At 36.0% G+C, this 25,885-nt stretch carries 24 protein-coding genes; 9 read left to right on the top strand and 15 right to left on the bottom strand.

Annotated features, from left to right (window positions below):
- Nucleotides 1-32 precede the first annotated feature (32 nt).
- The 3 genes from HQN83_RS00285 to HQN83_RS00275 are packed head-to-tail and all read left to right on the top strand — an operon-like array spanning nucleotide 33 to nucleotide 2,252.
- Nucleotides 33-701, top strand: coding sequence for a class I SAM-dependent methyltransferase (locus tag HQN83_RS00285; RefSeq protein ID WP_173087431.1), 669 nt, complete (start codon nucleotides 33-35; stop codon nucleotides 699-701).
- 21 nt (nucleotides 702-722) lie between these two features.
- Nucleotides 723-1,145 carry a DUF1801 domain-containing protein gene (locus HQN83_RS00280; protein ID WP_173087429.1) on the top strand — a complete coding sequence of 141 codons (423 nt, stop codon included), beginning with the start codon at nucleotides 723-725 and terminating at the stop codon, nucleotides 1,143-1,145.
- A gap of 45 nt (nucleotides 1,146-1,190) precedes the next feature.
- Nucleotides 1,191-2,252, top strand: coding sequence for a carboxypeptidase-like regulatory domain-containing protein (locus tag HQN83_RS00275; RefSeq protein ID WP_173087427.1), 1,062 nt, complete (start codon nucleotides 1,191-1,193; stop codon nucleotides 2,250-2,252).
- 11 nt (nucleotides 2,253-2,263) lie between these two features.
- Here the strand turns inward: HQN83_RS00275 and HQN83_RS00270 are convergent, their stop codons facing one another.
- A complete protein-coding gene (locus HQN83_RS00270) occupies nucleotides 2,264-2,977 on the bottom strand; it encodes a YqjF family protein (protein WP_173087425.1) in 714 nt (237 codons plus the stop codon).
- Between the two features lie 108 nt (nucleotides 2,978-3,085).
- Between HQN83_RS00270 and HQN83_RS00265 the strand changes: the two genes are divergently transcribed.
- Together HQN83_RS00265 and HQN83_RS00260 are read left to right on the top strand one after the other, a co-directional pair.
- The gene (locus HQN83_RS00265; RefSeq protein ID WP_173087423.1) at nucleotides 3,086-3,301 is read left to right on the top strand and encodes a hypothetical protein; all 216 of its coding nucleotides are present in this window, start codon (nucleotides 3,086-3,088) and stop codon (nucleotides 3,299-3,301) included.
- A 104-nt stretch (nucleotides 3,302-3,405) separates the two neighbouring features.
- On the top strand, nucleotides 3,406-3,600 hold the full coding sequence (locus HQN83_RS00260) for a cold-shock protein (protein ID WP_173087421.1): 195 nt from the start codon (nucleotides 3,406-3,408) through the stop codon (nucleotides 3,598-3,600).
- A 353-nt stretch (nucleotides 3,601-3,953) separates the two neighbouring features.
- Here the strand turns inward: HQN83_RS00260 and HQN83_RS00255 are convergent, their stop codons facing one another.
- The 9 genes from HQN83_RS00255 to HQN83_RS00215 form a co-directional block, all read right to left on the bottom strand.
- Entirely contained in the window at nucleotides 3,954-4,319 is a 366-nt protein-coding gene (locus tag HQN83_RS00255; RefSeq protein WP_173087419.1) for a DUF2784 domain-containing protein, read from the bottom strand.
- 32 nt (nucleotides 4,320-4,351) lie between these two features.
- On the bottom strand, nucleotides 4,352-4,909 hold the full coding sequence (locus tag HQN83_RS00250) for a hypothetical protein (protein WP_173087417.1): 558 nt from the start codon (nucleotides 4,907-4,909) through the stop codon (nucleotides 4,352-4,354).
- 2 nt (nucleotides 4,910-4,911) lie between these two features.
- On the bottom strand, nucleotides 4,912-5,388 hold the full coding sequence (locus HQN83_RS00245) for an RNA polymerase sigma factor (RefSeq protein ID WP_173087415.1): 477 nt from the start codon (nucleotides 5,386-5,388) through the stop codon (nucleotides 4,912-4,914).
- A 72-nt stretch (nucleotides 5,389-5,460) separates the two neighbouring features.
- A complete protein-coding gene (locus HQN83_RS00240) occupies nucleotides 5,461-6,690 on the bottom strand; it encodes a glycosyl hydrolase family 8 (protein WP_173087413.1) in 1,230 nt (409 codons plus the stop codon).
- Between the two features lie 4 nt (nucleotides 6,691-6,694).
- The gene (locus tag HQN83_RS00235; protein ID WP_173087411.1) at nucleotides 6,695-7,075 is read right to left on the bottom strand and encodes a hypothetical protein; all 381 of its coding nucleotides are present in this window, start codon (nucleotides 7,073-7,075) and stop codon (nucleotides 6,695-6,697) included.
- Nucleotides 7,076-7,280: 205 nt separating this feature from the next.
- Nucleotides 7,281-7,457, bottom strand: a complete 177-nt coding sequence (locus HQN83_RS00230) for a hypothetical protein (RefSeq protein WP_173087409.1) — start codon at nucleotides 7,455-7,457, stop codon at nucleotides 7,281-7,283.
- A 30-nt stretch (nucleotides 7,458-7,487) separates the two neighbouring features.
- A complete protein-coding gene (locus HQN83_RS00225; protein ID WP_173087407.1) occupies nucleotides 7,488-8,264 on the bottom strand; it encodes a hypothetical protein in 777 nt (258 codons plus the stop codon).
- 73 nt (nucleotides 8,265-8,337) lie between these two features.
- Nucleotides 8,338-9,528 carry an FG-GAP repeat domain-containing protein gene (locus HQN83_RS00220; RefSeq protein WP_173087405.1) on the bottom strand — a complete coding sequence of 397 codons (1,191 nt, stop codon included), beginning with the start codon at nucleotides 9,526-9,528 and terminating at the stop codon, nucleotides 8,338-8,340.
- 38 nt (nucleotides 9,529-9,566) lie between these two features.
- On the bottom strand, nucleotides 9,567-13,112 hold the full coding sequence (locus tag HQN83_RS00215) for a PVC-type heme-binding CxxCH protein (RefSeq protein WP_173087403.1): 3,546 nt from the start codon (nucleotides 13,110-13,112) through the stop codon (nucleotides 9,567-9,569).
- Between the two features lie 166 nt (nucleotides 13,113-13,278).
- Here HQN83_RS00215 and HQN83_RS00210 point away from each other — a divergent pair, with 166 nt between their 5' ends.
- Complete coding sequence (locus tag HQN83_RS00210; protein ID WP_173087401.1) at nucleotides 13,279-14,097, top strand: glutaminyl-peptide cyclotransferase; 819 nt, start codon at nucleotides 13,279-13,281, stop codon at nucleotides 14,095-14,097.
- Between the two features lie 82 nt (nucleotides 14,098-14,179).
- On the opposite strand, the gene HQN83_RS00205 is transcribed toward HQN83_RS00210, so the two are convergent.
- Genes HQN83_RS00205 through HQN83_RS00195 form a run of 3 tightly spaced genes read right to left on the bottom strand, consistent with a single transcriptional unit; the run spans nucleotide 14,180 to nucleotide 19,969 of the window.
- A complete protein-coding gene (locus tag HQN83_RS00205) occupies nucleotides 14,180-15,259 on the bottom strand; it encodes a hypothetical protein (protein WP_173087399.1) in 1,080 nt (359 codons plus the stop codon).
- 43 nt (nucleotides 15,260-15,302) lie between these two features.
- Nucleotides 15,303-16,631 (bottom strand): vanadium-dependent haloperoxidase, encoded by a 1,329-nt coding sequence (locus tag HQN83_RS00200; protein ID WP_173087397.1) that lies wholly within the window; start codon nucleotides 16,629-16,631, stop codon nucleotides 15,303-15,305.
- A gap of 17 nt (nucleotides 16,632-16,648) precedes the next feature.
- Nucleotides 16,649-19,969, bottom strand: a complete 3,321-nt coding sequence (locus tag HQN83_RS00195; RefSeq protein WP_173087395.1) for a VCBS repeat-containing protein — start codon at nucleotides 19,967-19,969, stop codon at nucleotides 16,649-16,651.
- A 577-nt stretch (nucleotides 19,970-20,546) separates the two neighbouring features.
- On the opposite strand from HQN83_RS00195, the gene HQN83_RS00190 reads away from it, so the two are divergent.
- A complete protein-coding gene (locus tag HQN83_RS00190) occupies nucleotides 20,547-21,524 on the top strand; it encodes a c-type cytochrome (RefSeq protein WP_173087393.1) in 978 nt (325 codons plus the stop codon).
- Between the two features lie 155 nt (nucleotides 21,525-21,679).
- The gene (locus tag HQN83_RS00185; RefSeq protein WP_173087391.1) at nucleotides 21,680-22,747 is read left to right on the top strand and encodes an alpha-L-fucosidase; all 1,068 of its coding nucleotides are present in this window, start codon (nucleotides 21,680-21,682) and stop codon (nucleotides 22,745-22,747) included.
- Between the two features lie 72 nt (nucleotides 22,748-22,819).
- Here the strand turns inward: HQN83_RS00185 and HQN83_RS00180 are convergent, their stop codons facing one another.
- Complete coding sequence (locus HQN83_RS00180) at nucleotides 22,820-23,836, bottom strand: zinc-binding alcohol dehydrogenase family protein (RefSeq protein WP_173087389.1); 1,017 nt, start codon at nucleotides 23,834-23,836, stop codon at nucleotides 22,820-22,822.
- On the bottom strand, nucleotides 23,833-24,870 hold the full coding sequence (locus HQN83_RS00175) for an aldo/keto reductase (protein WP_173087387.1): 1,038 nt from the start codon (nucleotides 24,868-24,870) through the stop codon (nucleotides 23,833-23,835). Before HQN83_RS00175 ends, HQN83_RS00180 begins: the two co-directional genes overlap by 4 nt.
- A gap of 142 nt (nucleotides 24,871-25,012) precedes the next feature.
- Here HQN83_RS00175 and HQN83_RS00170 point away from each other — a divergent pair, with 142 nt between their 5' ends.
- Nucleotides 25,013-25,882, top strand: a complete 870-nt coding sequence (locus tag HQN83_RS00170; RefSeq protein WP_173087385.1) for an AraC family transcriptional regulator — start codon at nucleotides 25,013-25,015, stop codon at nucleotides 25,880-25,882.
- Nucleotides 25,883-25,885: the final 3 nt, after the last annotated feature.

The following is a 25,885-nucleotide window of genomic DNA, read 5'->3' as shown; positions in this document are numbered from 1 at the left end:
TTTACAAAACTTTACACAATAACCATACTTTAATGAGCACAACCTGGAATGACAATGATTTAAAGGAAATGGCAAACCAGTTGAGTTCGCCTAAGGGAGAAGACGGGAAGAAAACCGGTGAGAGAATGGCAATTTCAAACCAAAACATGATTGCACGCACCATACAGCAATTAAACCTCATTAAAGATGATCATGTTTTGGAAATTGGCCATGGGAATGGAAGTCATGTAAAGGATTTGATAGCCATTGCAACAGGACTTCATTATTTTGGCATCGACATATCAGAAACAATGAATACTGAGGCAACCAAAATAAACAAGGACCTTGTTAAAAAGAATATCGTGGCTTTTGAATTGTCCAATGGTAATGATATTGATTTTCCTCAGGCCTCATTTGATAAGATTTTTACTGTAAACACCATCTATTTTTGGGAAAAACCTGAGGCCTACGCCAAAGAGATATACAGAGTATTGAAACCCGGTGGGAGTTTTTGTGTTACTTTTGGTGACAAGAAATTCATGGAAAAACTTCCCTTTACTAAATGGAAGTTCCAATTATATGACAAACATACCGTTTCGGCCCTATTAACTAATGCAGGATTTATGATTGCTGAGGTAAGTGAGGAAACTGAAACTGTTAAAAGTAATATTGGCGAAACAATAGAACGTGATATTGTAATCATAAGAGCTGTAAAAGAGTAATTAGACTAACTTCCCTATACTGTGGCAAAAAATAAAACTGTAGAAACAACCGGCAACGTTGTTGATTTCATTAATCTGATAGAAAATGAAACCAAAAGAGATGACAGTTTCAAAATTACTGAGATTTTTAAAGAGCAAACGGGCTTTGAACCAAAAATGTGGGGACCTAGCATTATTGGTTTTGGCACCTATCACTACAAGTATGATAGCGGTCGCGAAGGTGATGCTCCTTTAGCTGCTTTCTCTCCCAGAAAAAATGCCATTTCTATATATTTAAGTTCAACCTTTGATGGGAGAGATAAATTGCTTGAAAAGCTAGGCAAGCACAAGACTACTAAAGCATGTATTTATGTAAATAAACTAAGTGATATAAATATTGAACTGCTTAAAGAAATGATAGTGGCATCGATAAACCAATCCAAAAATTTAAATCAAAGTTGTTAGATTTAACAATAATTTTAAACAACATACAAATTAACTACGCTCTCCATGAAAAAATCAATTATTTTGATACAATTCATCCTGTTTTACATTAATGTAAATGCCCAGGAAACTTTTACCATAACAGGAACTGTCACCAATGCTAAATCTGAGCAAATTGAGGCAGCAACAATATTCATAGATGGATCTCAAAAATCAACCAAAACAGATACCAAAGGAGAATTTAAATTCTCAGGCCTTGGTCCTGGGACTTATCAAGTTGTAGTAAGCATGCTGGGTTATGGCTCAATTAAACAAAATGCGGTTGTTTTAGAGAAATCCGTCGTACTCAATCTTACATTAGCAGAAAAGCAAATCATTTTAGACGAAGTGATTATTGGTGATAACAATCAGCGAAAGAACTTTCTAAAGACATTCACTAAATATTTCATGGGGGAATCTAAAAATGCGAAAGAATGCAAGATATTAAATACAGACATCATTGATTTCTCCACAGAAAAAGATGTTTTAAAAGCAAATTCTTCGGATTTTCTCATTGTAGAAAACCGAAAACTTGGATATCGCATTAAGTATTTACTAAGGAAATTTCAATACAATAAAAAAGTAGACGCAACCATCTATGACGGAGAATCTATTTTTGAAGACATTAATGGGACAAACGAAGAACAAGAGATTTGGAAGGCAAATAGAAAAATGGCATATGAAGGATCGCTTATGCATTATTTAAGGGCACTTTATAAAAACAGAACTCAGGAGGAAGGTTTCCTTACTCATGTTATCAAAAACCCTGGTTTCCCTTTAATGATCAATCCAAATCCAGTATACACTGAACAACTTATTCAACGAGTAGACAGTAATTTTATCACATTTAAATACAGAGAGCGACTTTATACCCTCTATGACAAAAAGAAGGTTTCATCGCTTAAACTTTCAAATATAAACTGGGAAATCATTGAAATGGACGAAACAGGTTCTGTTTTGCAACTTGATGCTCAAATTGATAGTAAAGGTAGCTATGCCGGATACCAAAACCTACTGATTCAGGGATATTGGGGTCGCAAAAGGATAGCAGATCAGCTTCCCCTGGAATATAACCCAGAGGTACAATAGTTAACAAGCACTTAAAAGCGAATCGTGTTTTTTCTTTCAACCGAAATCTCAGAGCCCTCAACCAGCATTACTGAAGCTGGTTGTTGTTGATTAAGAAATTCAAATTCAGAGCCATAAACAAGTCCAAAGTCGACATCAATATCAAAAGACCGCACCTTATATTGTGCCCATCTTGGGTGTTTTACCTCATACTCATTGGTTTTATCAGCGCTGTATCGGGCATAACCCCAATAATGTTCTGTAATAAACTCGGTTTCAGTTCCTGTTTGAATTTCTGACAGCGACTTATTAGCCTCAATACTAAAACTTTGCCAGTTATTCTTATACCTCCATTTATATTGAACACTACGGGTATCATCATTTTCAAGTAAGCAATGGCTCATCGGCATTGCTTCATAATTTTCATTATAAATGGTGTTTGCGACTATAGATAAGGCAAATTTTGGTACTATCTCTTTTATAAACACAACACCCCTCTTTATCACTCCATTATCGTTATACCTGATGTAAAACCGAAGGTTTACTTCTTCGAAGTTTGCATGAAACGGGATACTGAAGCCCAAAAGCTTTGTGTTTTTAAATAGAAATCCAATTAAGCTTACAAAGCAGGTGTCGTTCCATAAGTCCAGCTCAGTACCTGCCGGCAAATACGGTATAAGTAAATTCCTATCGATGGCATAATTAGCAATCGCCAACTTTCGCCACTCTGCTGTTAAAAAACTCATTATGCAAAATACTAAGAAATTACGATGTAGCAACCATACTTTGAAACAAACATTTCCGCTACTATTATGTTATATACAGATTGGATAATGTAAACTAAAAAAATAGCCATGAATAAGACAGTAGCTTTAGTAATGATAATTCTTGGTGTTGTAATGCTGATATGGACAGGTTTTACCTATACAAAAAAGGAAAAGGTAATAGATGCCGGCCCTATTCAGATCTCAGCTGATAGGGAAAAAAGTGTAAACTGGCCACCTTATATCGGAGGTATCGTTTTGATTGCAGGTGTGGTTATTCTGATAACTTCAAAAAGATCAAAATAGACCTCCTTTAAGAGCGAATTGAAGAATAAATGAATATATTTTTAATAAATTGCTGTTTTTCAATAAATTAAACTTACATTTGGAAATAATTAAATTACAATATAATGCAACAAGGAACAGTAAAGTTTTTCAATGAGACAAAAGGTTTTGGATTTATCGTACCATCTAATGGTGATAGTGAAATCTTTGTACACACTTCAGGTCTAATTGACAGCATTCGTGAGAATGATTCAGTTAGCTATGACGTTGAGCAAGGTAAAAAAGGCTTAAACGCAATTAATGTTAAGATCAGTTCATAAACTCATTTTATAAATTAGAAAAAGCATCCCCTCAAAAGGATGCTTTTTTTTTGAACTCATTTTTCTCTAAGTATCTATCACTGTAAAATCTATTCACCAGGTCTCCTACATTTGCAAGCTAAAATAAGATAAGGGAAACCCCATTATGTCTCTATATTGCTTCAATATTGAGACTATGTTTCCTGAGTATGAACTTCTATATAAATACCTACCAATTTCGTTCTAACTTCGATTTTTATTGAAAGTGTATAGAAGTTGATATGAAGTAGAATAGAAGTCACAACGAAGTTGATCCTCTCGCAATGTAGACGCATTACAGTGATACTATCCCCTTTCCCTATTTAAAGAAGATGCTATCGCTTCTTTTTAATGAAATTTAAATAGACTGACAAGCATACTGCCGAGATAAAACAGGAAGCAGTAACAATATCAACAAATGAAGAAGATACATCTCCACCAGTTACTTTATCGACGAAGTACTTTATAAAGGAGTTAGGCAGATTGGTTGCACCAAGTTTTTCTTTAATTTGCCACTGCCAATCGGTTATTGGACAATAGCCAAGTCCAAACCAAATGCCCAATATTAGCCAGGAACCGGCGGTTAGCAGCACACAAACAAAATGAAGCTTTCTGGTTTTTCTCCAAATCCAGCCTAATAGATTAAATCCAATAATTATTAAGTGTAATATTGTAAAAAACCAATCTAGAAACACGTACATACTATATATTTAAGTAGATCAAATGTGAGTTACTAATTGTCTTTTTCCAAACTAAACTCTTTAATTGTATTGCCTAGTACTTTAAGCCGCTTTGACCATAAAAGGAATAACCAACGCAACTGCACTAGGGATACTACGATAACTCCAGCCAACAAAACATATTTGCTTGTTGTAAAGTTTATATTATATGTAAAAAAGACTAGAAAACCAGTAATAAGCACAACTCTGGAAGAGATGGAGACTGCCGCATAAACTTTAATTTTAGATAAGTATCTTTCTAATGACAGCTTAATTGTATCACCACTAATAAGATATTTGGAAAAATTATAGCCCAGAATATTATGAATAAGCGCAAAAAGTATAGATACTACTAATAATACATTAATTGCAATTGGCTTTTGATCGCCATCAAACATTGTATAATAACAAAGCAAAAATACCGACCATCCAATTATCTCTATTGTAAATTGTTTTCTAATATCCTTAAGCACCGGATGTTTACTTTCGATAAGCATTGAGCTCAATTCTTTATTCGTTTTAACAGGCATTTGTATAGCATTCCACGCTAATTTAAGTTGATCAGGTTCCATATTTATCTGATTAAAAGTTTTTGAATTTTTATTTTTATACGATTGAGTTTAACCCCCACGTTGTTCTCATTTATGCCAATTATTTCAGCAATTTGCCTATAACTAAGATCATCAAGATAAAGGGCAATAATGGCTCTTTCACTTTCATTAAGTTGTTTTAAGGTTGCAAATAAGCTTTCTTGTCGAACTGCATAATCCTCATCTACCTCATCATCGGGTAAATCCGGTAATATAGGATGGTATTCAACATCAAGTGTTTTTTTACGAAATGAGGCAATAGCAGTATTGAGCGCAATGCGATACATCCATGTACTTACCTTTGCTTCGCCTTTAAATGAGGAGAAAGACTTCCATAGTTGATAGGTGATTTCCTGAAAAAGATCTTCCCGATCTTCCTTACTGTCGCGGTATAATCTGCAAATCTTATGGATAATACCCTGATGTTCCTGAATCAGTACTAAAAAGGGCAGCTCATGCATAGATTAATAATTAAATACATATTTCTTCAATTTCTCAATAAGTTGCAGAAACTGAGAAAAACTTACAAACTATTATGGGATCCACCAATTTCCTGAGGCAGTAATCATACATAGCATAGTAATGGAATCGCCAAAATAGCTTTTATTGTTCTTTACTGCGTTGTCCCACAGTTTGTTTAGCCATTGCTGATTTTTTGCATCTATCATCGCACTAACCATAAATGGAGATTGATAGGTAAGGTCCTGATAACCTCTGCCATCCATTACTTTTCCGTCCAGATAATAACCCGAACGAATGTTATTAGGATCATCGGATGCTTCAGTTCTTATCCAGGAATTTAAAGCTGTAAGTTGTGCTTTTACACTTGCATCACCGGTTGTTAAATAATCAGTAGCTAACCTCCAGGGGGCTCTGGCGGCATTATAGGAATAACAGCCATCAGTTGGGGCTTCAAGTAATTTACCAATTGCTGGGACAAATTTTCCATCTTTATACTCTGCAAAATCAGGAAGCAGCCCTGTTTTAGGGGTAAAATCTGTAAAAACATGATTGACAATACTAAATGAGTTTTTGGCTACAGTATCCCAAATTACATCTCCGGTTGCTTTTTTATAAGATTTAAGGTGCTGTAACATAAAATCAGAAGGTCTGGTAGCATCGGTACCTCTTGCTCCTTCACGCCTAGCCCAGTCACCCATTTTTAAAGTTTTATATTTTGAGTGTACAGTGGATTCTTTTAATGCATTGATAATCGAAACAGCCTCTGCTTTATAGTCTATTTTACCTTTACTTCCCCATTGTTTATCAGCCAGCAACAAGGCATAAGCAATATCCATGTCTCCATCAGTTGCACAGCTTCCGCCAACAGATACTACTTTGCCATCCTTTATGGCTTGCTGCCAATTCATTAATTTAGGATTACCATTACTTGGGTGTGCTTTAAAAAAATAAAACATACCGTCAAAATATTCTTTAGCTTTGGTATCCTGTCCCGCCATATAAGCCAAGGTTACCATCCCGTATCCATGAGCTTCTGAACAGGTCACCGCTCCTTTAGGCTGGTATTTGATGTAATACTGTCCCTTTTCACCAATATCTTCTGTAAGGTAGTTTTTCTTCCAGCGTTCATACACAAAAACCACATCGGTATCTAATTGAGCCTGAGTCTTGTGGTTTGGTTTGATGGCACCTTTTGCATAAACAGCATGTTGAGGAAAAGGTTTTTTATCGTTTAATGTACTTCCGTTGCAAAGGAAAGGACCTAACAAGAAAAAAGGTAAAACGAAAAGCCGTATTTTCATATATTTAATAGGTTTTATACTCGTAAGTGTATCTATAGGTTCCTGCACTTGTGCCGGATTCATATGTATTCTCATTAAGCAAAGTTACAGGAAAGCCGTCATCATCGTAAGTAAAGGTGTTTTTCTTGTGAACTTCGGCACCGTTGTCATACTTCTTAACTGAAGAAAGCAATTCATTAGCTGAGAACTTATCGAATGGCTCAATGCTTATATTGTACTTTAATCTCGAGTTATAATAAATACTTTTTTTGGTTCCATAAGTAGGATCTTCTTTTACAAAAAAATCAGTCTGGCTATCATACCCTACGACATTACCGCCTGAATACCTTTTGAATATTTTTTGTGCTACCGTACCAGACTCATTCACGTGTGATTCCGTAATCATATCACCTGTATAAATGAACCCTTTTTTACTTGTCCTTTCAAATCCCCATTTGTATAAGATTTGTAAGCTACACTTACTGGTCTACCATTTTCGTATGTAACTTCTGTTACATTTTTTTTATCTCCAAATTTTGTTTCTATACTGAATAATTCATCCCCATGATAGCTGTAGGTAGTAATGGTGGAACTTCCAGTTTTTATTGTACTTATCCTTTTTTATCGTCATAAGTATATACCGTAAACACTGTGGTTGGCGTTGGATATCCACCTACCTGTATTATTCTTGATAATAATTTAACGGGTTTTACCTCAGGCTCATCAGATCCTGATTTGTTTTTGCATGCAGATAGCGATACAATTACCGCAATGGCGAAGAGTGTCATTGCTTTTTCATACCTTAAAGATTTGATTTGTTAATACATTTTATACTCGTAAGTATATCTAAAGGTTCCTGCACTCATACCGGTTTCAAATGTATACTCTTTTAGCAAAGTTATAGGAAAGCCATCGTCATCGTAAGTAAAGGTGTTTTTCTGGCGAAGTTCCGCTCCGTTGTCATACTTCATAAGTGAAGAAAGTAATTCATTAGCTGAGAACCTGTCGAATCCTTCAATGCTTATGTTATACTTTAATCTTGAGTTGTAATAAATACTTTTTTTGGTTCCGTAAGTAAGATCTTTTTTCAAAACAAAATCAGACTCGCTATCCTCCGCTACAACATTATCACCTGAATACCTATAGAATATTTTTGCCATTACAGTACCGGACTCATTCACATGTGCTTCGGTAATCTTATCACCTGTATAAAGGAACCCTTTTTTTCTTTGATTTTTTAAAACCCCGTTTGTATAATTTTTGTAAGCTACACTTGCCGGCCTACCATTTTCGTAGGTAACTTCTACCACATTTTTATTATCCTCAAATTTTGTTTCTATACTGAATAATTCATCCCCGTGATAGCTGTAGGTAATAGTGGTTGTACCTCCGATTTTTATTGTACTTATCCTTTTTTTGTCATCATAAGTATATATCGTAAACATGGTGGTTGGCGTTGGAAATCCACCTACCTCTATTATCCTTGATAATAATTTAACAGGTTTTACCTCAGGCTCATCAGATCCTGATTTCTTTTTACATGTTACCAGCAACAAAGATGCAGTAACAATTAGGAGCGTTAATTGCTTTTTCATTATTTAAATATTTGGTTATCATAAATATACAAAAAAACTCCACAAACTGCACTGCACCCTTTGCTAAAACATATTACTTCTTTAACTGTTCAAAATAAAACACACCTTTTTTATTTCCAATAACAATATCAATCAGCTTATCTTTATTTACATCTTTTGTTGTAACCTGTAAACCTATCCCGGAATTGTCATCAATCAGATGAGGTATCCAGGTTGGCACTTTACCTGGTTTAAACTCAAACCAATAAATAACAGCCGGTTCTTCTTCGCCCGGATCATGACCATTATGTGCATAGAAACGTTTACCGGTTACCAAATCAGGATGCCCATCTTTATTTATGTCCACCATTGCAAGACCATGAGTTTGCGAAAATTCCTTAGAAATCTCATGACGCTTCCAGTCCACATTTCCCTGTGCATCTTTTACTTGTTCATGCCACCAAATTCCATAATTATGTGCTGAAGCACTCACAACATCCATATCGCCATCACCATCTAAATCCATAGCATACATTTGAGAACATTCGTCACCGAAATTAGCAGGATGCCATGTCCAGTTAGTTTGAGTACGATCTACCGGTGCTTCCCACCAACCAGTTCTAATAAATACATCTGCACGACCATCTTTATTGATATCAGCATAACCCAAACCATGTGTAAATTGATGCGTACCTCTGTCCTTTACATCACTAATTACATGAGCAGTCCATGTTGTATCTCCTTTTAAAACAGGAGCCTTTAACCACACCACCCTATCCCCCTTAGTGTCGGCGCACAACAAATCAGTTCTCCCGTCACCATCAACATCTACAAAGGCCGGCGACTCATTTCCTACAGATGAATACAAGATGCGCATTTTCCAATGTCCTTCTTTATTCTTCGGATTTTCGTACCATACAGCGGCCTCTCCAGGAAAATCTACGCGAATAACATCCAACCAGCCATCCTGATTTATATCCATTGCATGATGAAGAAATGAATTACTATAGGAAGTTCTCCAGTCAAACTTTTTAGGGGCATCAATCTCGTGTCGTTTCCAATCGGGAGCCTCAAACCAGTAAGGACCTGCGATGATATCCAGTTTACCATCCTTGTTTATATCACCTACTGTTGCTCCTTCGGTAACAAACTCATCCAATAAAACGTGTTTCTTAAAGTGTATTTCTTTAGTTTTCTTATTCTTTACCTGCGCTATTGCATCGTTGCTAAACAATCCGATTCCGGCGAGCAAACATGCTATTAGGGGTTTATTAATATTCTTCATTTTTATATGTTTAAGATGGATAATTTAATATTTGGCCTTTATTCTTTTACGCTAAGCAAGTACTTAAGCAATGCATCAAATTCTTTCTTAGATATGGTTTTACTGAACTGATCTGGCATCAGTGTATATTTAGAAGGTTTTCTTTCCTTAATTTCATTCTTAGGAACAGAAAATTCTTGTCCACCAGGATTAGCAAATACCAATACTTCACCTTCCTCTCTACGATACAAACCTGTTAGTACCTTTCCATTTTTTAGCACAATGTTATAGGTTCTAAATGCTTGTGAAATATTACGATTCGGATCTAAAACCTTTTCAGTTAATGCCTTTTGTCCCCAGTTACCAATACCATCAAGCTGAGGCCCGATCATACCCCCATTTCCTTTAATCTGATGACACATGCTACAGTTTTGCGTAAACATTGCTTTGCCGGATTCAACAGAAACTGAAGCAGGATCAAAATCGGCTAACCTTGCGAGAATTAATGCCTTTCTGGTTTCGCTTTCTGATGCTTGTCCTAAACTCATTTGATCCAATTGCTTCTGCTGCTTAGCGCTTATATTTGCAGCCAATCGTTCTTTTACTGATAATTCAGATAGTAGATCAAACTTCACATCGCCTTGTTTAACTGATTCTAACAGATAACCAACTCCTTTTTCTGAAATAACCAGCAAACCTGCAATTACGATTTGCAGATTGCGTTGACTTCCTTCAAATCCTTTCTGCAATAAAGCATATTTATCTTCAGAATCATCTTGTGCTATTGCCTGAGCTATCTTTTCTTTCATAAGCTGGCTTTCGTCCAGGCTTAAAAACACGTCAGAAATCAATGCTTTGTTCTTTGCAGGATTTAGCGTCATTAAAGCCATTGCCGCAGCAGCCCTTGTTTTGTAATCAGCCCAGTCAGCGGTAAACAACTTCTTCATTTCAGGTTCCAAATCCTTTACTTTGTAGGCATTAACTATTTCGGCAGCAAGCGTATAACGAGATGCATTTTCCGCAGGCCCTTTATCAGGGATTTGTAGAACTGCAGGCTTTATACCTCCAATACCAACTGATCCTGTTTTAGTGCTATCTACAACTTCAATAAAGGCCTTTTGCCCTTCATATGCCTTCAGGTCAAATTTTACAGCATTCATAAGATCTTTATTCTCCATTTTGGTTTTAAACACCGCACGATAAGCGGCCACTATCTTTTTAGATTTAGCCAAACGAATTCGAACAGTATTTTTTGAAACCCCAACTTTAGATTCGGTATTGTGTACATCATTATCAAATACACTCAACTCTAATGATGATGGCAAAACAAAATCCGGAGAAACCAATATACCGGTTGGAGGATACCATTTTATTTCGCTCCAAATCATTTTAAGAGCGGGGATTTCGGCAACAATAGCACCATCCCTGGTAGCCCAAGGGTTTATTGGCTCACCTGTTTGTTCCAAAGGTTTATTGCTCCACATATTGCCAGTTGCTGAGATATTTTTCAGTGACTGTTCTGCTAAACTAATTCCCCAATTCTTCATTGGAGCCACCAATGTTCCACCTCTCTGCTGTAAACCTTGTTGCATGGTATTGAATAGCGTATACTGAACATCAAGGTTACCCGAAAACTTCTTCTGAATAAAATCTATCGGTTGCTTTAAGTTCGTAACGTCCATATAACGGCCTATAAATTCTAAACTCGAAAGCAATTCCGCATTGGATAAATCATGATTTTGCAAATATTTCATTGCAAATAATGCGGCCTCTTTAGATGGAACATCTCTTATCACCTTGATCAACACTTTTAATTGCTCTTCATCCCAGTTCTGAGCATTTACACTTTTCATAACCTCAGCATTCTTCAGATTCTCTCTAATGGCTAGCAAAGCAGTGTACTTTAAATGACTATCCTGCTCAGCTGCCCCGGTATGCAATGCGACCAAAGCTTTCACGACTCCAATTTTTGGATATTTACCCAAAACTTCAGCTGCAATGCGCTGTACATGAATACTGGTGTCTTTTAGTGATTTTAGAGCAATATCCTGTTGCTTTGATGAAACAACTGCTTGCTCTGTAAGTATCCTAAAGCCATGTACTCTAATCACAGCCTCTTTATGATTAAGCGCTTTATCTAACATTTCAGCACTTAAAGCTTTTAAACGGAACAGTACCCACAAAGCCTGCACATACGTTTTAGAATCAGTTTTTGATGATTTGAGCTTGCTGATTAACGGATCAACAGCCTTATCACCATATCCCTCTACAATTTGGTTAGCAATCATCATCCTTAAATTAAGCTGAGGATGATTTAAATTCTTGATGAGTTCATTAATGCTGGCCTTAGACCAATCTCTAGGCTTATTATCCTTATGCTTTTTATCGCCTTTATAGGTAATCTTCCAAATCCTTCCACTTTGACGATCGCGCAAAGGGTGATCTAAAGGCACTTCATAATGGCCTATTATACGGTTGTAAAAATCCGCTATATATAATGCCCCATCAGGTCCTGTTTTAATGTTGACTGGTCTAAACCATGGATCGGCGCTGATCAGAAAATCCTCCTGCCGCTTGGCTTCTGGAGACGAACCCGTAAACGACATTGTATTTCTGTTGATTCTGCAGGTAACTACATCTCCTGAGAAAAAGCTGTTCCTATATTCTTCCGGGAATTGTTCCCCTAAGTAATAAACCAAGCCAGAAAGAGCCGTAGAGCCCAATTCGTAACTCATCATTTCAGGTGCAAATCCCATTGCTGGAGATTTTTTACCAAAATGCGGATATTCGGCGCCTCTTATCAGTTGGTAAATAGGCTTAGAATGGCAGTCTACCGAATAAAGATAACCCCACTCATCAAATGTATAGCCGAAAGGATTTACACGGCCGTATGAGGTTTGTTCTACCCTGCTTCCATCAGATTTAAAACGGAATGTATTACCTGAAACCATAGTTATAGAATCACCATCTGTACCAGCTATTGTTGATGTGTTGGTAAAACCATGGCAAGCATATATCCATCCATCAAAACCTCTAATAAAATTATTAACCATTCCATGAGTATCCTGGTGGCCAAACTCGCCAAGAAGTACCTTTTTTTCATCAGATCTTCCATCCCCATCTGTATCAGTAAACTGGTAAACATTAGGAATACTAAATGCAATAGCACCTTTTTTTGAAGGTATTATACCTATTGGTATATTCAAATCTTGTGCAAAGGGAGTAAACTTATCTCCTTTACCGTCTCCATCGGTATCTTCAATAATAGTTATTTTATCATGCCCCTTTTTCGGAGCAGCTGCCATTGGGTACTCTGAAGATTGTGTTACCCATAATCTCCCCTTTTCATCAAACTCCATATTTATGGGTTTGCCTATGTCGGGTTCAGAAGCAAAAAGTGTTATTTCAAATCCTGGAGGGAGTTTAAATCCGGCTCGTTCTTGTTCAGGTGTCTGAAATTCGGTCGTACGGATATGCTCTGCAAACTGCTTTGGCTCTGGGTCGGTTAGCCCCTTCGCTGTTCCCTGACTTGTCTTTTTAGACATATTACAGCCGTAGGAAGTAAGCAGAAAGCAAAGCATCAAAATGCTCTGTTTCAATTTCATTTGTGTTTAGTTTCCATCAAATTACAATTATAAATCCATTTAGCAAAGACGACTAAAAAAATATGGCGGCGAGTTAATGTGGTAAAGTATTATTGAGTAGTTTTATCTTCAAATGAAAATTACGCTTGATTATTTCCTAGCCATTACCTAAATATTAGTCTAAAGAATGAAAAAAACCTATTTATTGCCTTTTGCTTTATTGGTATTACTTCAAAGCTGTCAAAACAATACCAAAGTAAATGAAACTAACTCCCCCTCAAATGACACGATTGAGAACATTGATTTTAAAGTAAAAAATGTGTTACCTCACGACAAAACATTATTTACTGAGGGTTTAATTGTACATAATGGAGACCTGATTGAAAGTACCGGCTCACCTGAAGAATTTAAAGATTCGAAATCACTAATTGTGAAAGTGGATTTGAAAACCGGTAAAATGGAGACTTTAGTAGAGTTGGATAAAACCAAATACTTTGGCGAAGGTATCACTATATTAAACAATCTTTTATATCAGCTTACTTATAAAAACCAGGTTGGTTTTGTTTACGATGCTAAAACCTTTAAAAAATTACGTGAGTTTACCTACTCTAACCTTGAGGGATGGGGCTTAACTAATGACGGCAAGTATCTTATTATGAGTGATGGGACTAGTCAGCTAACCTATCTTAGCCCTAATGATTTAAAGCCTATTAAAACCTTAAATGTTACTAAATATGGCGAGTCACTAGATATGCTAAATGAGCTGGAATTTATTGATGGCTATATTTATGCTAATATATGGCTCGCAAATTCAATAATTAAAATTGATCCTTCAAATGGTAAAGTTGTAGGCAGATTGGATTTGACCAGTGTTTACACCAACGAAAAACATACCAACCCTAATGGAGTAGAAATGAACGGCATTGCTTATGATGCCAAGACAAACAAAGTTTACATAACCGGTAAAATGTGGGAACACATATATGAAATAGAATTCCGTAAATAGATTGATTCCTATTCTGATAAACGAAAAAAGTTCCAAATTGCGATTGCATCTTTGGAACTTTTTTTGTTTATCGTTTTAATTATTAAAGTCTGAATGAAATACCCAGATTTATTGAATAATCTGCAAAAGCAGCATCACCATTTACAAATGTGGTGTTGGTTGATCTAGCTCTATCTGTAACACTTTGTGTTCTTTTTCTGTATATAGCTGCCGGTACAGAAGCATAGATATTTATTTTACTTAACTGATAGGTAAGACTTGGCTCAACAGATATTACATATCCTGGTCTACGAAAATCTCCACTACCACCTATAACATCATGGATTGGAATACCCTCAATACGGCCACCTGCAGAAATAACCAATTTATCTACGGCATAGTTTGCGCCCACTCTGGCCATAAACTGATCTGGAACACTACTTATTGCCTCATTGGCTAAACTAGGACTTACCAATTCGCGGTATGTTCTAACTCCATTATTTTGACGTGGATTGCTTAAGTAAAAAGCATTGGCATACAATCCTAGATTGTTTTTTATATTAACAAATGAATTAAGCTCAAGGGTAAGACCTGTGCCTCCATCACCTAATTGAATTGACTGATCAACAGTACGTAACTCTGGTCCACCACCAGGTCCTACGTTCTGCCAGTAATCTTTGTAGTCGTAATCTCCTGTTGCGAATTTTATTCCTAATCCGACCTGAACATTTGCCTTTGGACTTGTAGCAGGATTAAACAACCAACGATAAGCGGCAACACGAATGTCACCTAATCCAAAAGAATGCATGCTATGTCTTTCTTTCCTTCCATGCTCATACAATGATGATCTGGCATTTGATATAATAGGCACATCTACCATCATAGACCAACGGCTATTAAATATTCTTATTAAGGATAGATCAGTAGCAAACTGGTGGTTAATTACCTCAGTTCCTAGTTCAATACGTTCTTTTTGATAGACATCACCTTTAAAGTGTTTGTTTGATTTAAAATAACGGGTATTGGCATTAAAAACCCAGCTTCCACCATCAGAAGTCAGTGAGCTGTCTGGATGCTCAGTCATTGAGCAAACGCCTCCAGTACTGCGGATTGCTACGCAGCCCTGGGAAAAAACTTTAGCGGAAATTAACAGAATGGTGAGCGTGGTAAAGATTTTCTTCATAATTGATTTTTAGATTATATAATTTATTTGATTTGGTTTCTTTTTAAGACTGTTTTGCTTGTTTTGCTTTCAATTTGGAAACTATCCATTCTCCAACACCGTTACCAGTGGTCATACCATTATCTATTGCATCCATAAAATGGATACCTCCCCAATACCTACTAATAGCTCCTTCTTTTGCAGCTTCTTTAAATGAGGTAAATTTTCTAGCAGGCAAACCATATGCTTCCTCAACATTATCAGTATAATGATAATTATCACCAAAATAGTGAGTTAAGATAACCGAAGATGCTGCAGAGATAGAAGAATGTCCACTCAAATACTCTGGAAATGGAGGGGTCTGTAATAATGGTTTCCATTTAGGATCTATATAGCTTCTGATTGCTGTTTCCGGACGTATTCTATTGCTTCTGAATTTTTCATCCCAGCAACTGATAAAGCTATCTGTTAAGCCTGCAGCTACTATAGTATAGACTTCCATAGATTTAGAAAAATTAAACTTTGACTGTTGGCAGGCGATTCCTGCTATACCCATCCAATGAGCTCCCGGCGATATTTTTTTCATACCGGTTAACAGATGTCCATCACTTTTTAATGCAAAAGGATTACAATCCCAAAATGCAGCTATAGCCCTGCGTTCAGGAGTTAATCCCGCACCGCCATCGACATAGTTACCCAGCATTAATTTATAAAATGCTGAATTTTTATCCTTAGAAAAAGGAACAGGAGGTACCGGCTTAAATTGAGAACAAGAATCTAAAGCGAATGGACGGATTGTATTAAAATATGGTTCTACCGGTGCAAAATAGCCCGGAGGCGTAGGATACCAACTTCCTTCTTTTGTTAACGGAGTATAACGTGGATAATTGCTGATTCTATTATATCTGTCTGCTTTTGCATATGCCAGTATCTGCTTACTGATTTGCTGACCATACAGTTTAGAATTCTCCATAACATCATCAGAGAATCCTATTTTTTTGCAGGAATCTAAAAATACTTGTTCATACTTTTCAAATAAACTTCCTGAGGGTTGCATTTTCTTTGCAGTCGCGATCATCGCTAAAATGGCACTCAGTTGATAAGAATGCGGACCTGGAACAGATGGCTTAACAATATCAGGATAATCATTCAATACACCTTTCATTGAAATGCAATTCGAATCATTCTGCACTACAACCTCATAACCGGAAAGGCTGGCATAGGTAAAAAATCTAGCCGCTAAAGGTGGATTTGTTACGTCATGAATCATAAGTGCTGTCATTTCATCCAGAACTTTCGCGATGTCCTTGTTACTTAATTCAGGTGACTTTTCATGCTTGCTACATCCAATGAAGCACACTATGCATAAACTTAAGAATAGTAGTTTTCTCATACTAATTAACAGTAATTCTATTGTTGTTTTAACTGGTAGGCTTTTGCTCCTACTTGATTGATACCGAAGACTAGTGTGTGGTTAATCTCTATTGCACCTCTAACATCTCCTTGAAGCTTAAATCCGGATATGTATTGTGGGATATAATTAAATCCACCTTTTCCATTCCCCTTTAATAACAAGCCATAATTGGCATCATATTTTCCAAAACGAAGTCTGGCCTGATTCATATTGCCACACAATACCAAATCCTTATGGCCATCTCCATCATAATCAACTGTTGTTATGGTATAGACCGGAGACATTTGAACTTCTAATGGTAATGTTTTCTCTTGAAAACGACCGTTTGTACCACTTTGAAAATAGGTGGTCTTAAGACAATTAGCTTTCAGATATTTAGCTCCTTTTAATTCATCAGCAGTAAAAACATCTTTCAGAGTGGCGTCTGCATAGCTTTTATAATCAGGAAAGCGTGGCCGCATGATACTCATCTGATCCAATAATTCATCTCTTGTGATGTATGGATAGCTTTTACCCATAATGTAGAAACAAAGAATAGGATCTATAGCGCCATTATCATCAAAGTCTTTATAATGCATTTCTGCTGGCTCCGCATCACTAACCTTACATTGACTATTTAAGCCGAGATTTCCGACTATTAAATCTGGTTTTCCATCCTCATTAAAATCACCCACCTGTAGTTTACTCCACCAACCACTATACTCTTTATCAAAATAATCTTTGGTCTTATTGACCAATTTCCCATTCATATTAATGAAAGCACTTACAGGCATCCACTCTCCCACTACAACCAAATCTTGTTTTTTATCACCATTCAAATCAATCCAGGCGGCATCAGTAACCATCCCTAATTGACTCAATTCCGGAGAAATAAGATTTAGTTGATCTACAAAATGACCTTTACCATCATTTATTAAAAGATAACTCTTAGGCGCCTCGGGATATCTGCCTGGAACAACACGGCCACCAACAAAAATATCAGGATGGCCATCTCCATTAAAGTCAACTACACGTGCACAGCTTTTACTTTCGCGCATTTCCGGTAGCGAGTTGGCCGATTTTAAAAGATTTCCTTTGCCATCATTAATATACAAGCGATCTTGCAATAAAGGATCATTAACCGCAAAACTATGATAGCCACCACTTACGACATATAAATCAATAAACCCATCACCATTGGCATCAAAAAATACAGCGTCTGCATCCTCACTATCTTTATCACCTTCAAAAGGCTTCTGATTTTTTATAAACCTGCCGTTTTTTTGTTGAATGTATAATGCACCCGGCTCATTCTTACTCCCGCCTACATAAACATCTTCTAATCCATCTTTATTTACATCTCCTTTAGTTATACAAGGTCCTGCAAAAGACTGTGGATTGGTCATTAAAGGCTGGCGCTTGAAATCATTAATGTCATTTTTACTTTTAGCAAAATCTATAGGTGACTGCACTTCTTTAAAAAATGTAGGCTTAACTACTGGTTTCTGATTATTTAATACTGCATCCTTTTCATTTAACGCTAGCAATTGGTTGCTTTTAACTTTAGTTAAAACCTGTTTTTTACCACTTTGCCATACAATAGAAACCGAATCAATTGTGGTTGTCTTACCCAGACCGTAGTGTAAAATTGAAGAAACACTGGATAAATAGCCTTTAGAAGGCATTTGCTCTAAAGTCTGCTGCTTAGCACCTGAATAAACAGTGATTTTTGCGCCGATCCCTTCCGTATTCTGTTTTAATCCGGCTAGTTTTATTTTAAGATAATGAGCTGTTGAATCACCTTGATTCTGATAAATAAATGCTGGTCTATTGATATTATTAACGATCAGATCCAGGTCTCCATCATTATCGAGATCAGCATAGACAGCCCCATTGCTGTTAGAAGGTATATTTACTCCCCAATCAAAGCCTTTATTTGCAAAAGTAAGGTCTCCATTATTTTTATAGATATAGTTCTTTACATCAGAAGAAGGCAGCTTGCTTAACATATCTAAAATATGTCGAGGCTCTACCTCACCATTTATACTGTTAAAGTAATTTGCATTATACTTTACAACATCCATATTGGTGAAATCATGTAAGTATCCGTTGGTTACAAAAAGATCCTTCAAACCATCATTGTCAAAATCTGCAAATAAAGGCGCCCAGCTCCAATCGGTATTAGAAATACCGGCCAATTGCCCCATTTCGCTAAAAGTACCATTACCATTATTTACATGCAACATATTGCGCATGAACTGATAGTAAAGACCATTACGTAAATTAAGGTTAAAGGATTCATAATTATCAAAGCCCTGAAGCAATTTTTGGCGGCGGTTTTCTTCCGGGAGCATATCCAAAGTATAGATATCCATCAATCCATCATTATTGATATCTACTATATTATTGCCCATCGAAAAAATAGAAATATGCTGAACAGATGTCTTAAGTTGATCTGTAAATGTTCCGTCTCTATTATTTATATATAAATAATCTCTTACGGCATAATCATTTGAAACATATATATCAGGCCATCCATCTCCGTTAACATCTCCAATACCCGCCCCTAATCCATAAGATAATACAGAACTATGTAGTCCAGCTTTCAAAGTGACATCTTTAAAATGTCCGCCATCATTTCTAAAAAGTTTAGTTCCGGATATATTATCAGGAGTTCTTTGAAGCTCTTGAATAGTAACATCATCAAGATCAGTAAGCATTCTGATATTTTCATTTACCAGTAACATATCCAGATCTCCATCTCTATCATAGTCAAAGAAATAAGATTGAGTGCTATATGATGAATCTGCTAGTCCATAAATCTCAGCTTCTTCTTTAAACTGAGGTATCCCTTTATCACCTAGACCCTTATTAATGAACAATTGATTTTTTCTATTTTCACCTGGATAGCTACCCGAATAACATACGTACATATCCAGAAGCCCATCACCATTAACATCGGCCATATTAACACCATTCTTCCACCCCTCAGCTCTGCCTGAAACCCCTGCTACATCCGTGACATCCTCGAATTTCATATTGCCTTTATTTAAATAAAGCTTATTAGAGGTCATGTTACCTGAAAAATACAAATCTTCCAGCCCATCATTATTCAAATCTCCGACAGACACACCTGCACCATTATAAAAAGCAGGATAATTGAAAACATTTCGATCAAAATTCTCGACTATAGTATTTGCGAAAAAGATATTGGTCTGCGTTGTATCCAGTAATTTGAACAGTGGATTTTCAGCAACAGTATTTCCTATCTCTTTAGCAGGCTGTTTACAGGCCGACAGTGCTAAAAGGAAAATAACAGAATAGTAAAGTCTCTTCATATTTTCGTGATAAGGGTTAACCACGAAAGTCCTATGCATGCCATAGGCATGTAACAATTTACACAATTACACATGGTTCTAATTTGGTTTATTTTGGTTTGGTACTTAATAAAGTTAACTCACACTAACATGTTTTAGCAAGCGTGAATGTAACATTATCATGGTTTCAATAAAGTTATAACTTTTATGTATTACTTTGTAATAAAATTAATACTTTGTTTTAAACACCTATAAAACAGACAATTAAAATTTAATAGTGTAACAAATACACTAACATAGGATTATCAGGTGTATTATTCGTGAAAAAATGAGATCAACATACTTCTTAATCGGACACGTTTTCTTTAAGAAAAAAATATAAACATAAGACTACAAAAACAGAAAATTAACTTTTAATTAACTCTCTATCCAAACTTAATATGAATAACTCAATTGTCAATTAGACTTTTATCAAAAGGCCTTTATTTGGTGTTATGGAATCATTTTACTCCTGCATAGTTATTTAGTTTTACAACACCTATTAATAGCCAAATGAAAGGTAAAAAGAAATTGATCAGTAAATATTAAAACGTTCTAAATGAAAAAAACACTAAAAGTATTAGGTTTCCTTATTCTCTTTGTATTAATTATTGCACTTGCCGGAGGCACCTATATAAATCTGGCTTTACCAAATACCGGCAAGCCATTATCAATAAATATTGAAAGAACACCTGAAAGATTAAAAAGAGGAGAATATCTTGCCAACCATGTAGCAGCCTGTATGGATTGTCACAGCTCCAGAGACTGGAGTCTCTATTCTGGTCCTATGAAACCAGGAACCCTGGGTATGGGTGGAGAAATTTTCGACGAAAATACGGGTATGCCCGGTCAAATCTATTCTGCAAATATTACACCTCACTCACTTGCAAACTGGACAGATGGCGAAATACTAAGAGCAATAACTACTGGAGTTAACAAAGACGGTAAAGCTTTGTTTTCTTTAATGGGTTATTCCCGTTTCGGAAAAATGGACAAAGAAGATATCTATAGCATTATAGCTTATGTAAGATCTCTTAAACCTATAAAAAATCAGGTTCCTGAAACAAAACTAAACTTCCCTGTTAATTTGATAAACAAAACACTTCCAGAACCAGCAAATTTCCAAACAATTCCAAATGAAAAAGATAGCGTGAAGTACGGCGCATATATTGCAAACGCAGCTGGTTGCGTAGATTGCCATAGTAAGCGTGAAAAAGGAAATATTGTTGCTGGTTCAGAATTTGGAGGTGGAATGGAGTTTATACAACCATCAGGAACTTTAACCTCTCCAAATATTACAATGCATAAGCAAAATGGAATTGGTTCATGGTCCAAAGAGGCTTTCGTACAGAGATTTAAGCTATATACCGATAATACTTACAAACCTCAGCATATGGGTAAAAATGAATTAAATACTCCAATGCCCTGGACTATGTATGCAGGTATGAACACAAAGGATATTGAGTCAATCTATGTCTATCTGAAAAGTTTAAGACCTAATGCAAACAAAGTAGAAGTTAGGTCAAATAAGCACTAAAAGCATTATACACAAACGTTTGCGCAATTTTAAGTAACATCCAAAGATCGGGTTTCCCAATTTGTTTCTTTACCTTCAATTTATTAAGCCTATTGTTTTCTAATGAACAATAGGCTTAATAAATTATAAGAACAAACCAAAACACAACCCACACAATGAAAAAAAAATCTCTCTTATTTTTAGTGCTCCTTGTGCTAGCAAAATTATCTGTAGCCCAGCAAGGCATTACAACGCCTATCCCCTCTACCAAACCCGGAAAATACCAGTTAGAACAAATAAATCGCAAATATGGTATGTTCATCCATTTTGGAATTAATACTTTCCATGATGAAGAATGGACAGATGGAACTATGCCTCCAAGCTCCTATAATCCTTCGGCAATTGATGCAGAACAATGGGTTAAAACCGCCAAAGATGCCGGAATGAAATATGTAATTCTCATTACCAAACACCATGACGGTTTCTGCCTTTGGGATAGTAAGTACACAACTTACGATGTTAACAGCTCGCCTAATAAAACCAACGTTGTAGATGCAGTTGCTAAAGCATGCAAAAAATACAACATAGGCTTAGGCCTATATTACTCTCTATGGGACAGGCATGAAAATGGTAAAGTTCAAGATGCTACATTAGATAAAGCTTACAATGAGTATATGGTTAATCAAATCAATGAATTGATTGCCATCGCTCAAAAAAATAAAACTAAAATTGTAGAGTTTTGGTTTGATGGAGGCTGGGAGAAACCAAATACCAGATGGCCTGCAGCTGATCTTTACAAAGCGATTAAATCAAAAGAACCTCAATGCCAGGTAGGAATTAACTGGACGATAGGTGCACCCGGAAATTCTGACCAACATGCAGTACTCCCTGATCAGCAAAAAGAGGGATATCCTATTAGATATTTCCCAAGTGATTTTAGATTAGGCGATCCGTGCCTTCCGGCAACACCAGATCCTAAAGTATTTTCTCATGACAATGAGAGCTATTACATGCCCTGGGAGTCTACCATATGCGTAAGCTCAAAATGGTTTTACAATACCAAAGACACTACTTATAAATCTATTGAGAATTTGGTACAGGATTATAAAATAGCAACTGCCCAAAACAATATCTTAATATTAAATACTCCTCCTAACAGAGAAGGAAAAATAAGACAAAAGGATATTGATGTGTTAATGGAGCTTAAGAAAGAAATCTCCAAACCAAAACATAAGTCAAAATAATAGCAATCATATAAGATAAAGCAGTACTAAAGCTCTGGGAAGCTTTCAGTACTGCTTTTTTTGTTTTGAGTATCAATCAAAAACCACAACGGCCTTCACTAAACCATCTTCAGCGTCAATAAGGCTATCAAATTTATCCTTTACTTCCTGAAAATTTAATTTATGCGTGATGTAATCTAATGGTTTTATCTTTCCATTTTTGATACATGATATTACATGCTTAAAATCAGCAGGCAAAGCATTTCGGCTACTCATCAACGTTGCTTCTCTCTTATGAAATTCAGGATGGCTAAAGCTTATTTCCTGCTTTTGCAAACCTATTAATACAAAGCGAGCACCATGTGCCATGTATTGAAATGCATTGTTTATTGCTTTCAGATTACCAGTACAATCTATTACAACTGTAGGCATATCGCCATTGGTTATCAATTTCAATTGCTCAACAACATCATCGGAAACTGCATTTATAATATGTTTTACGCCTAATTTGTCTCTGCAAAACTCAAGTCTTTGAGTGTTAGTATCTAATGCAATAACCTCTGCCCCTGCTATTCTAGCGAAATCCATAGTCCCCAAACCTATAGGACCTGCACCTACAATCAAAACATATTCACCTTTACGAACATTTGCCCGACTAATTCCATGTGCACCAATCGCCAGTGGCTCTACAAGTACCAATTCATCCTCAGTCAGCCCTTCTCCGTTTATTAATGAATAATCAGGAACAAGAATGTATTCACTCATTGCACCATCTATATGCACACCACAAACCTTCATTGTTTCACAGCAGTTCGTTTTTCCATTACGGCATGCAATACAATTTCCACAATAAAAATATGGGCTAATTGTAACCTTTTCCCCTACGCTAAATTCACTTGTTAGCGTTGTTTCTACAATTTCAGCAGCAATTTCATGTCCCAATATTCTGGGATAGATAAAGAAAGGCTGAACACCTTTATATGCATGGTAATCCGTACCACAAATTCCAATTGCTTTAATCTTGAGTAAAGTATGCCCTGTTTTTAAAACCGGAAGCTCAGTCTCTTTATATTCAAACTCCCCAGGAGTACTACAAATTAATGTTTTCATCTAATAACAGGTATTGCGATCAATTGCTCTTCTTTCATGGCTTTCCAGAAATCTAATGGGATTTCTTTATTTACCATCATTACATTTTCTTTTATTTTTTCTGGCTTAGTTGTATTCAAAGCAATACTACTTACCCCTTCTACATTGAATCCAAAATTGAAACACACTTCGGCAGGCTTAACTTTAAATTTATGACATAACTTAAAAAAACTATCCCTCCATTCATAGAGCGCCTTACCATCCGAACTGTTTCTATCTACTTTCTGATAGTTATAGAAATCACTACCAATTAAAAAACCTCCATTAAATACAGCAGAATTAATAACAGTAATATTCTTTTTCTTTAAATCAGCAATAAAAGCCATTAAGTCTTCAGGATGCGACTTTACAGTCAAACTATTAGCAATCATTACCCAATCAAGTTCCACATCATTGACAATACGCTGAATTACCTTCCAATTCTTAGCACCGATACCAATTGAAGTTATTGCCTTTTGTTTTTTTAAATCAGCGAGCGCCCGGTAGGCCTCAAGAATATCATGATACTTTTGTTTTTCTTCGATTTCATTCGATGCAGTAGCCAAATATTCATCGGGATCATGAACAGATACCATTTTTGCAGAATAAATGCCTAATAACCGATTGCCTTGATTGAAACATTCTAAAATACCATCATAACTAATCTTCTGCACTGCATCATTTTTCAGATTCACCCAAACTCCTTTCTCAAAAGTCGGTTCCTGAGTAAGTAGTTCTGTTTGATACCAGCCTAGCTTATTACAAATGATCACATCATCTGGGTGAACACTTAAATCCGACAAACATTTACCCAGAGTTTCCAAAGCCATTCCTGCTCCATATTTACCTGCAGTATCAAATAATGGCTTATCAAATGAATGCTCGATGCATTCATTCACAATATCTCTCTTTATTTCATAGTCTATTGCCTGATACAAATTCCCTAAACTACTTGTACCAAAAATTACCGGGGGCATTAGATCTTTATTTTTCAATTCCTTTTTTACAGATAACATCAAATGACTATATAGTTGACATTATAAAGGACGCTTCTTTTGAGTAAAAAAAAGATTGTGTGTTTATCCATTCATTAAGCTATTTTAACATAATAACTATTAATATGATTTTTTAATGAGTATTTTAGCTATAATAGCTTAAATGAAACCTCAGCACCTGAAAATACCCAATAGTGCGGATCACTCTTTCAGTGTCAGAAAAGACATGATCCCCAACATCAATAACAGATGGCATTACCATACTGAAATTGAATTGATCTGTTTTCATAAAGGATCAGGAACTCAGTTTGTTGGTGACAATATCAAAAGATTTATGCCCGGTGACATTGTTTTGGTCGGAAGTGACCTTCCTCATTACTGGCGATACGACCCTCCATACTTTGATGATGCGAATTCAAATGAGCCATATTCAACAGTAATTCATTTTTACGATAACTTTATGGGTGAACGTTTTTTACACCTTCCTGAAACCAAGCCCATTAAAAATATTCTTGAAAAAGCGAAAAGAGGTATCCTGATAAAGGACCAGAATGCAAAAGAAATCGCCCCTTACATCGAAAAAATCTATCAAAGCAATGGAATAGCTAAAATAATAGGTCTGCTAGAGTGTTTAACCGCAATATCAAATCTATCGCAAATTGCACTGCTATCTTCTATAGGTTTTAAATACGATTACAGAGAATCTGAAAATGAGCGCATGAACAACATTTACAACTTTGCATTAAACAACTTCAGAAAGAAAATTCAATTGGAGGAAATTGCTTCAGTTGCTGATTTGGTTCCAAATTCCTTTTGTCGCTACTTTAAAACACGCACAGGAAAGACATTTTCTAAATTCCTTGTCGATATTAGAATCGGTTATTCATGCAAGTTAATCCTCGAAAATAAAATGGATATTAAGCAAATATGCTTTGAATCCGGCTTTCACAATTTCTCCTCATTTCACAAGAGCTTTAAAATGATTACAGGAAAAACACCTAAACTTTATCGTCAAAGCCACATGCTAACATAAATG

The organism is Pedobacter foliorum (genome assembly GCF_013266735.1).
Taxonomy (GTDB): Bacteria; Bacteroidota; Bacteroidia; order Sphingobacteriales; family Sphingobacteriaceae; genus Pedobacter; species Pedobacter foliorum.
This window is presented reverse-complemented; position numbering and strand designations above follow the sequence as displayed.

Excerpts from the sequence above, each read along its gene's own strand:
- HQN83_RS00205 (WP_173087399.1), bottom strand. The coding sequence starts at position 15,259 with ATGAAGAAAATCTTTACCACGCTCACCATTCTGTTAATTTCCGCTAAA.
- HQN83_RS00235 (WP_173087411.1), bottom strand. The coding sequence starts at position 7,075 with ATGATTACGGAATCACACGTGAATGAGTCTGGTACGGTAGCACAAAAA.
- HQN83_RS00220 (WP_173087405.1), bottom strand. The coding sequence starts at position 9,528 with ATGAAGAATATTAATAAACCCCTAATAGCATGTTTGCTCGCCGGAATC.
- HQN83_RS00260 (WP_173087421.1), top strand. The coding sequence starts at position 3,406 with ATGCAACAAGGAACAGTAAAGTTTTTCAATGAGACAAAAGGTTTTGGA.
- HQN83_RS00215 (WP_173087403.1), bottom strand. The coding sequence starts at position 13,112 with ATGAAATTGAAACAGAGCATTTTGATGCTTTGCTTTCTGCTTACTTCC.
- HQN83_RS00245 (WP_173087415.1), bottom strand. The coding sequence starts at position 5,388 with ATGCATGAGCTGCCCTTTTTAGTACTGATTCAGGAACATCAGGGTATT.
- HQN83_RS00255 (WP_173087419.1), bottom strand. The coding sequence starts at position 4,319 with ATGTACGTGTTTCTAGATTGGTTTTTTACAATATTACACTTAATAATT.
- HQN83_RS00195 (WP_173087395.1), bottom strand. The coding sequence starts at position 19,969 with ATGAAGAGACTTTACTATTCTGTTATTTTCCTTTTAGCACTGTCGGCC.
- HQN83_RS00240 (WP_173087413.1), bottom strand. The coding sequence starts at position 6,690 with ATGAAAATACGGCTTTTCGTTTTACCTTTTTTCTTGTTAGGTCCTTTC.
- HQN83_RS00180 (WP_173087389.1), bottom strand. The coding sequence starts at position 23,836 with ATGAAAACATTAATTTGTAGTACTCCTGGGGAGTTTGAATATAAAGAG.
- HQN83_RS00265 (WP_173087423.1), top strand. The coding sequence starts at position 3,086 with ATGAATAAGACAGTAGCTTTAGTAATGATAATTCTTGGTGTTGTAATG.
- HQN83_RS00185 (WP_173087391.1), top strand. The coding sequence starts at position 21,680 with ATGAAAAAAAAATCTCTCTTATTTTTAGTGCTCCTTGTGCTAGCAAAA.
- HQN83_RS00170 (WP_173087385.1), top strand. The coding sequence starts at position 25,013 with ATGAAACCTCAGCACCTGAAAATACCCAATAGTGCGGATCACTCTTTC.
- HQN83_RS00230 (WP_173087409.1), bottom strand. The coding sequence starts at position 7,457 with ATGACACTCTTCGCCATTGCGGTAATTGTATCGCTATCTGCATGCAAA.
- HQN83_RS00200 (WP_173087397.1), bottom strand. The coding sequence starts at position 16,631 with ATGAGAAAACTACTATTCTTAAGTTTATGCATAGTGTGCTTCATTGGA.
- HQN83_RS00285 (WP_173087431.1), top strand. The coding sequence starts at position 33 with ATGAGCACAACCTGGAATGACAATGATTTAAAGGAAATGGCAAACCAG.
- HQN83_RS00270 (WP_173087425.1), bottom strand. The coding sequence starts at position 2,977 with ATGAGTTTTTTAACAGCAGAGTGGCGAAAGTTGGCGATTGCTAATTAT.
- HQN83_RS00210 (WP_173087401.1), top strand. The coding sequence starts at position 13,279 with ATGAAAAAAACCTATTTATTGCCTTTTGCTTTATTGGTATTACTTCAA.
- HQN83_RS00250 (WP_173087417.1), bottom strand. The coding sequence starts at position 4,909 with ATGGAACCTGATCAACTTAAATTAGCGTGGAATGCTATACAAATGCCT.
- HQN83_RS00175 (WP_173087387.1), bottom strand. The coding sequence starts at position 24,870 with ATGTTATCTGTAAAAAAGGAATTGAAAAATAAAGATCTAATGCCCCCG.
- HQN83_RS00190 (WP_173087393.1), top strand. The coding sequence starts at position 20,547 with ATGAAAAAAACACTAAAAGTATTAGGTTTCCTTATTCTCTTTGTATTA.
- HQN83_RS00275 (WP_173087427.1), top strand. The coding sequence starts at position 1,191 with ATGAAAAAATCAATTATTTTGATACAATTCATCCTGTTTTACATTAAT.
- HQN83_RS00225 (WP_173087407.1), bottom strand. The coding sequence starts at position 8,264 with ATGAAAAAGCAATTAACGCTCCTAATTGTTACTGCATCTTTGTTGCTG.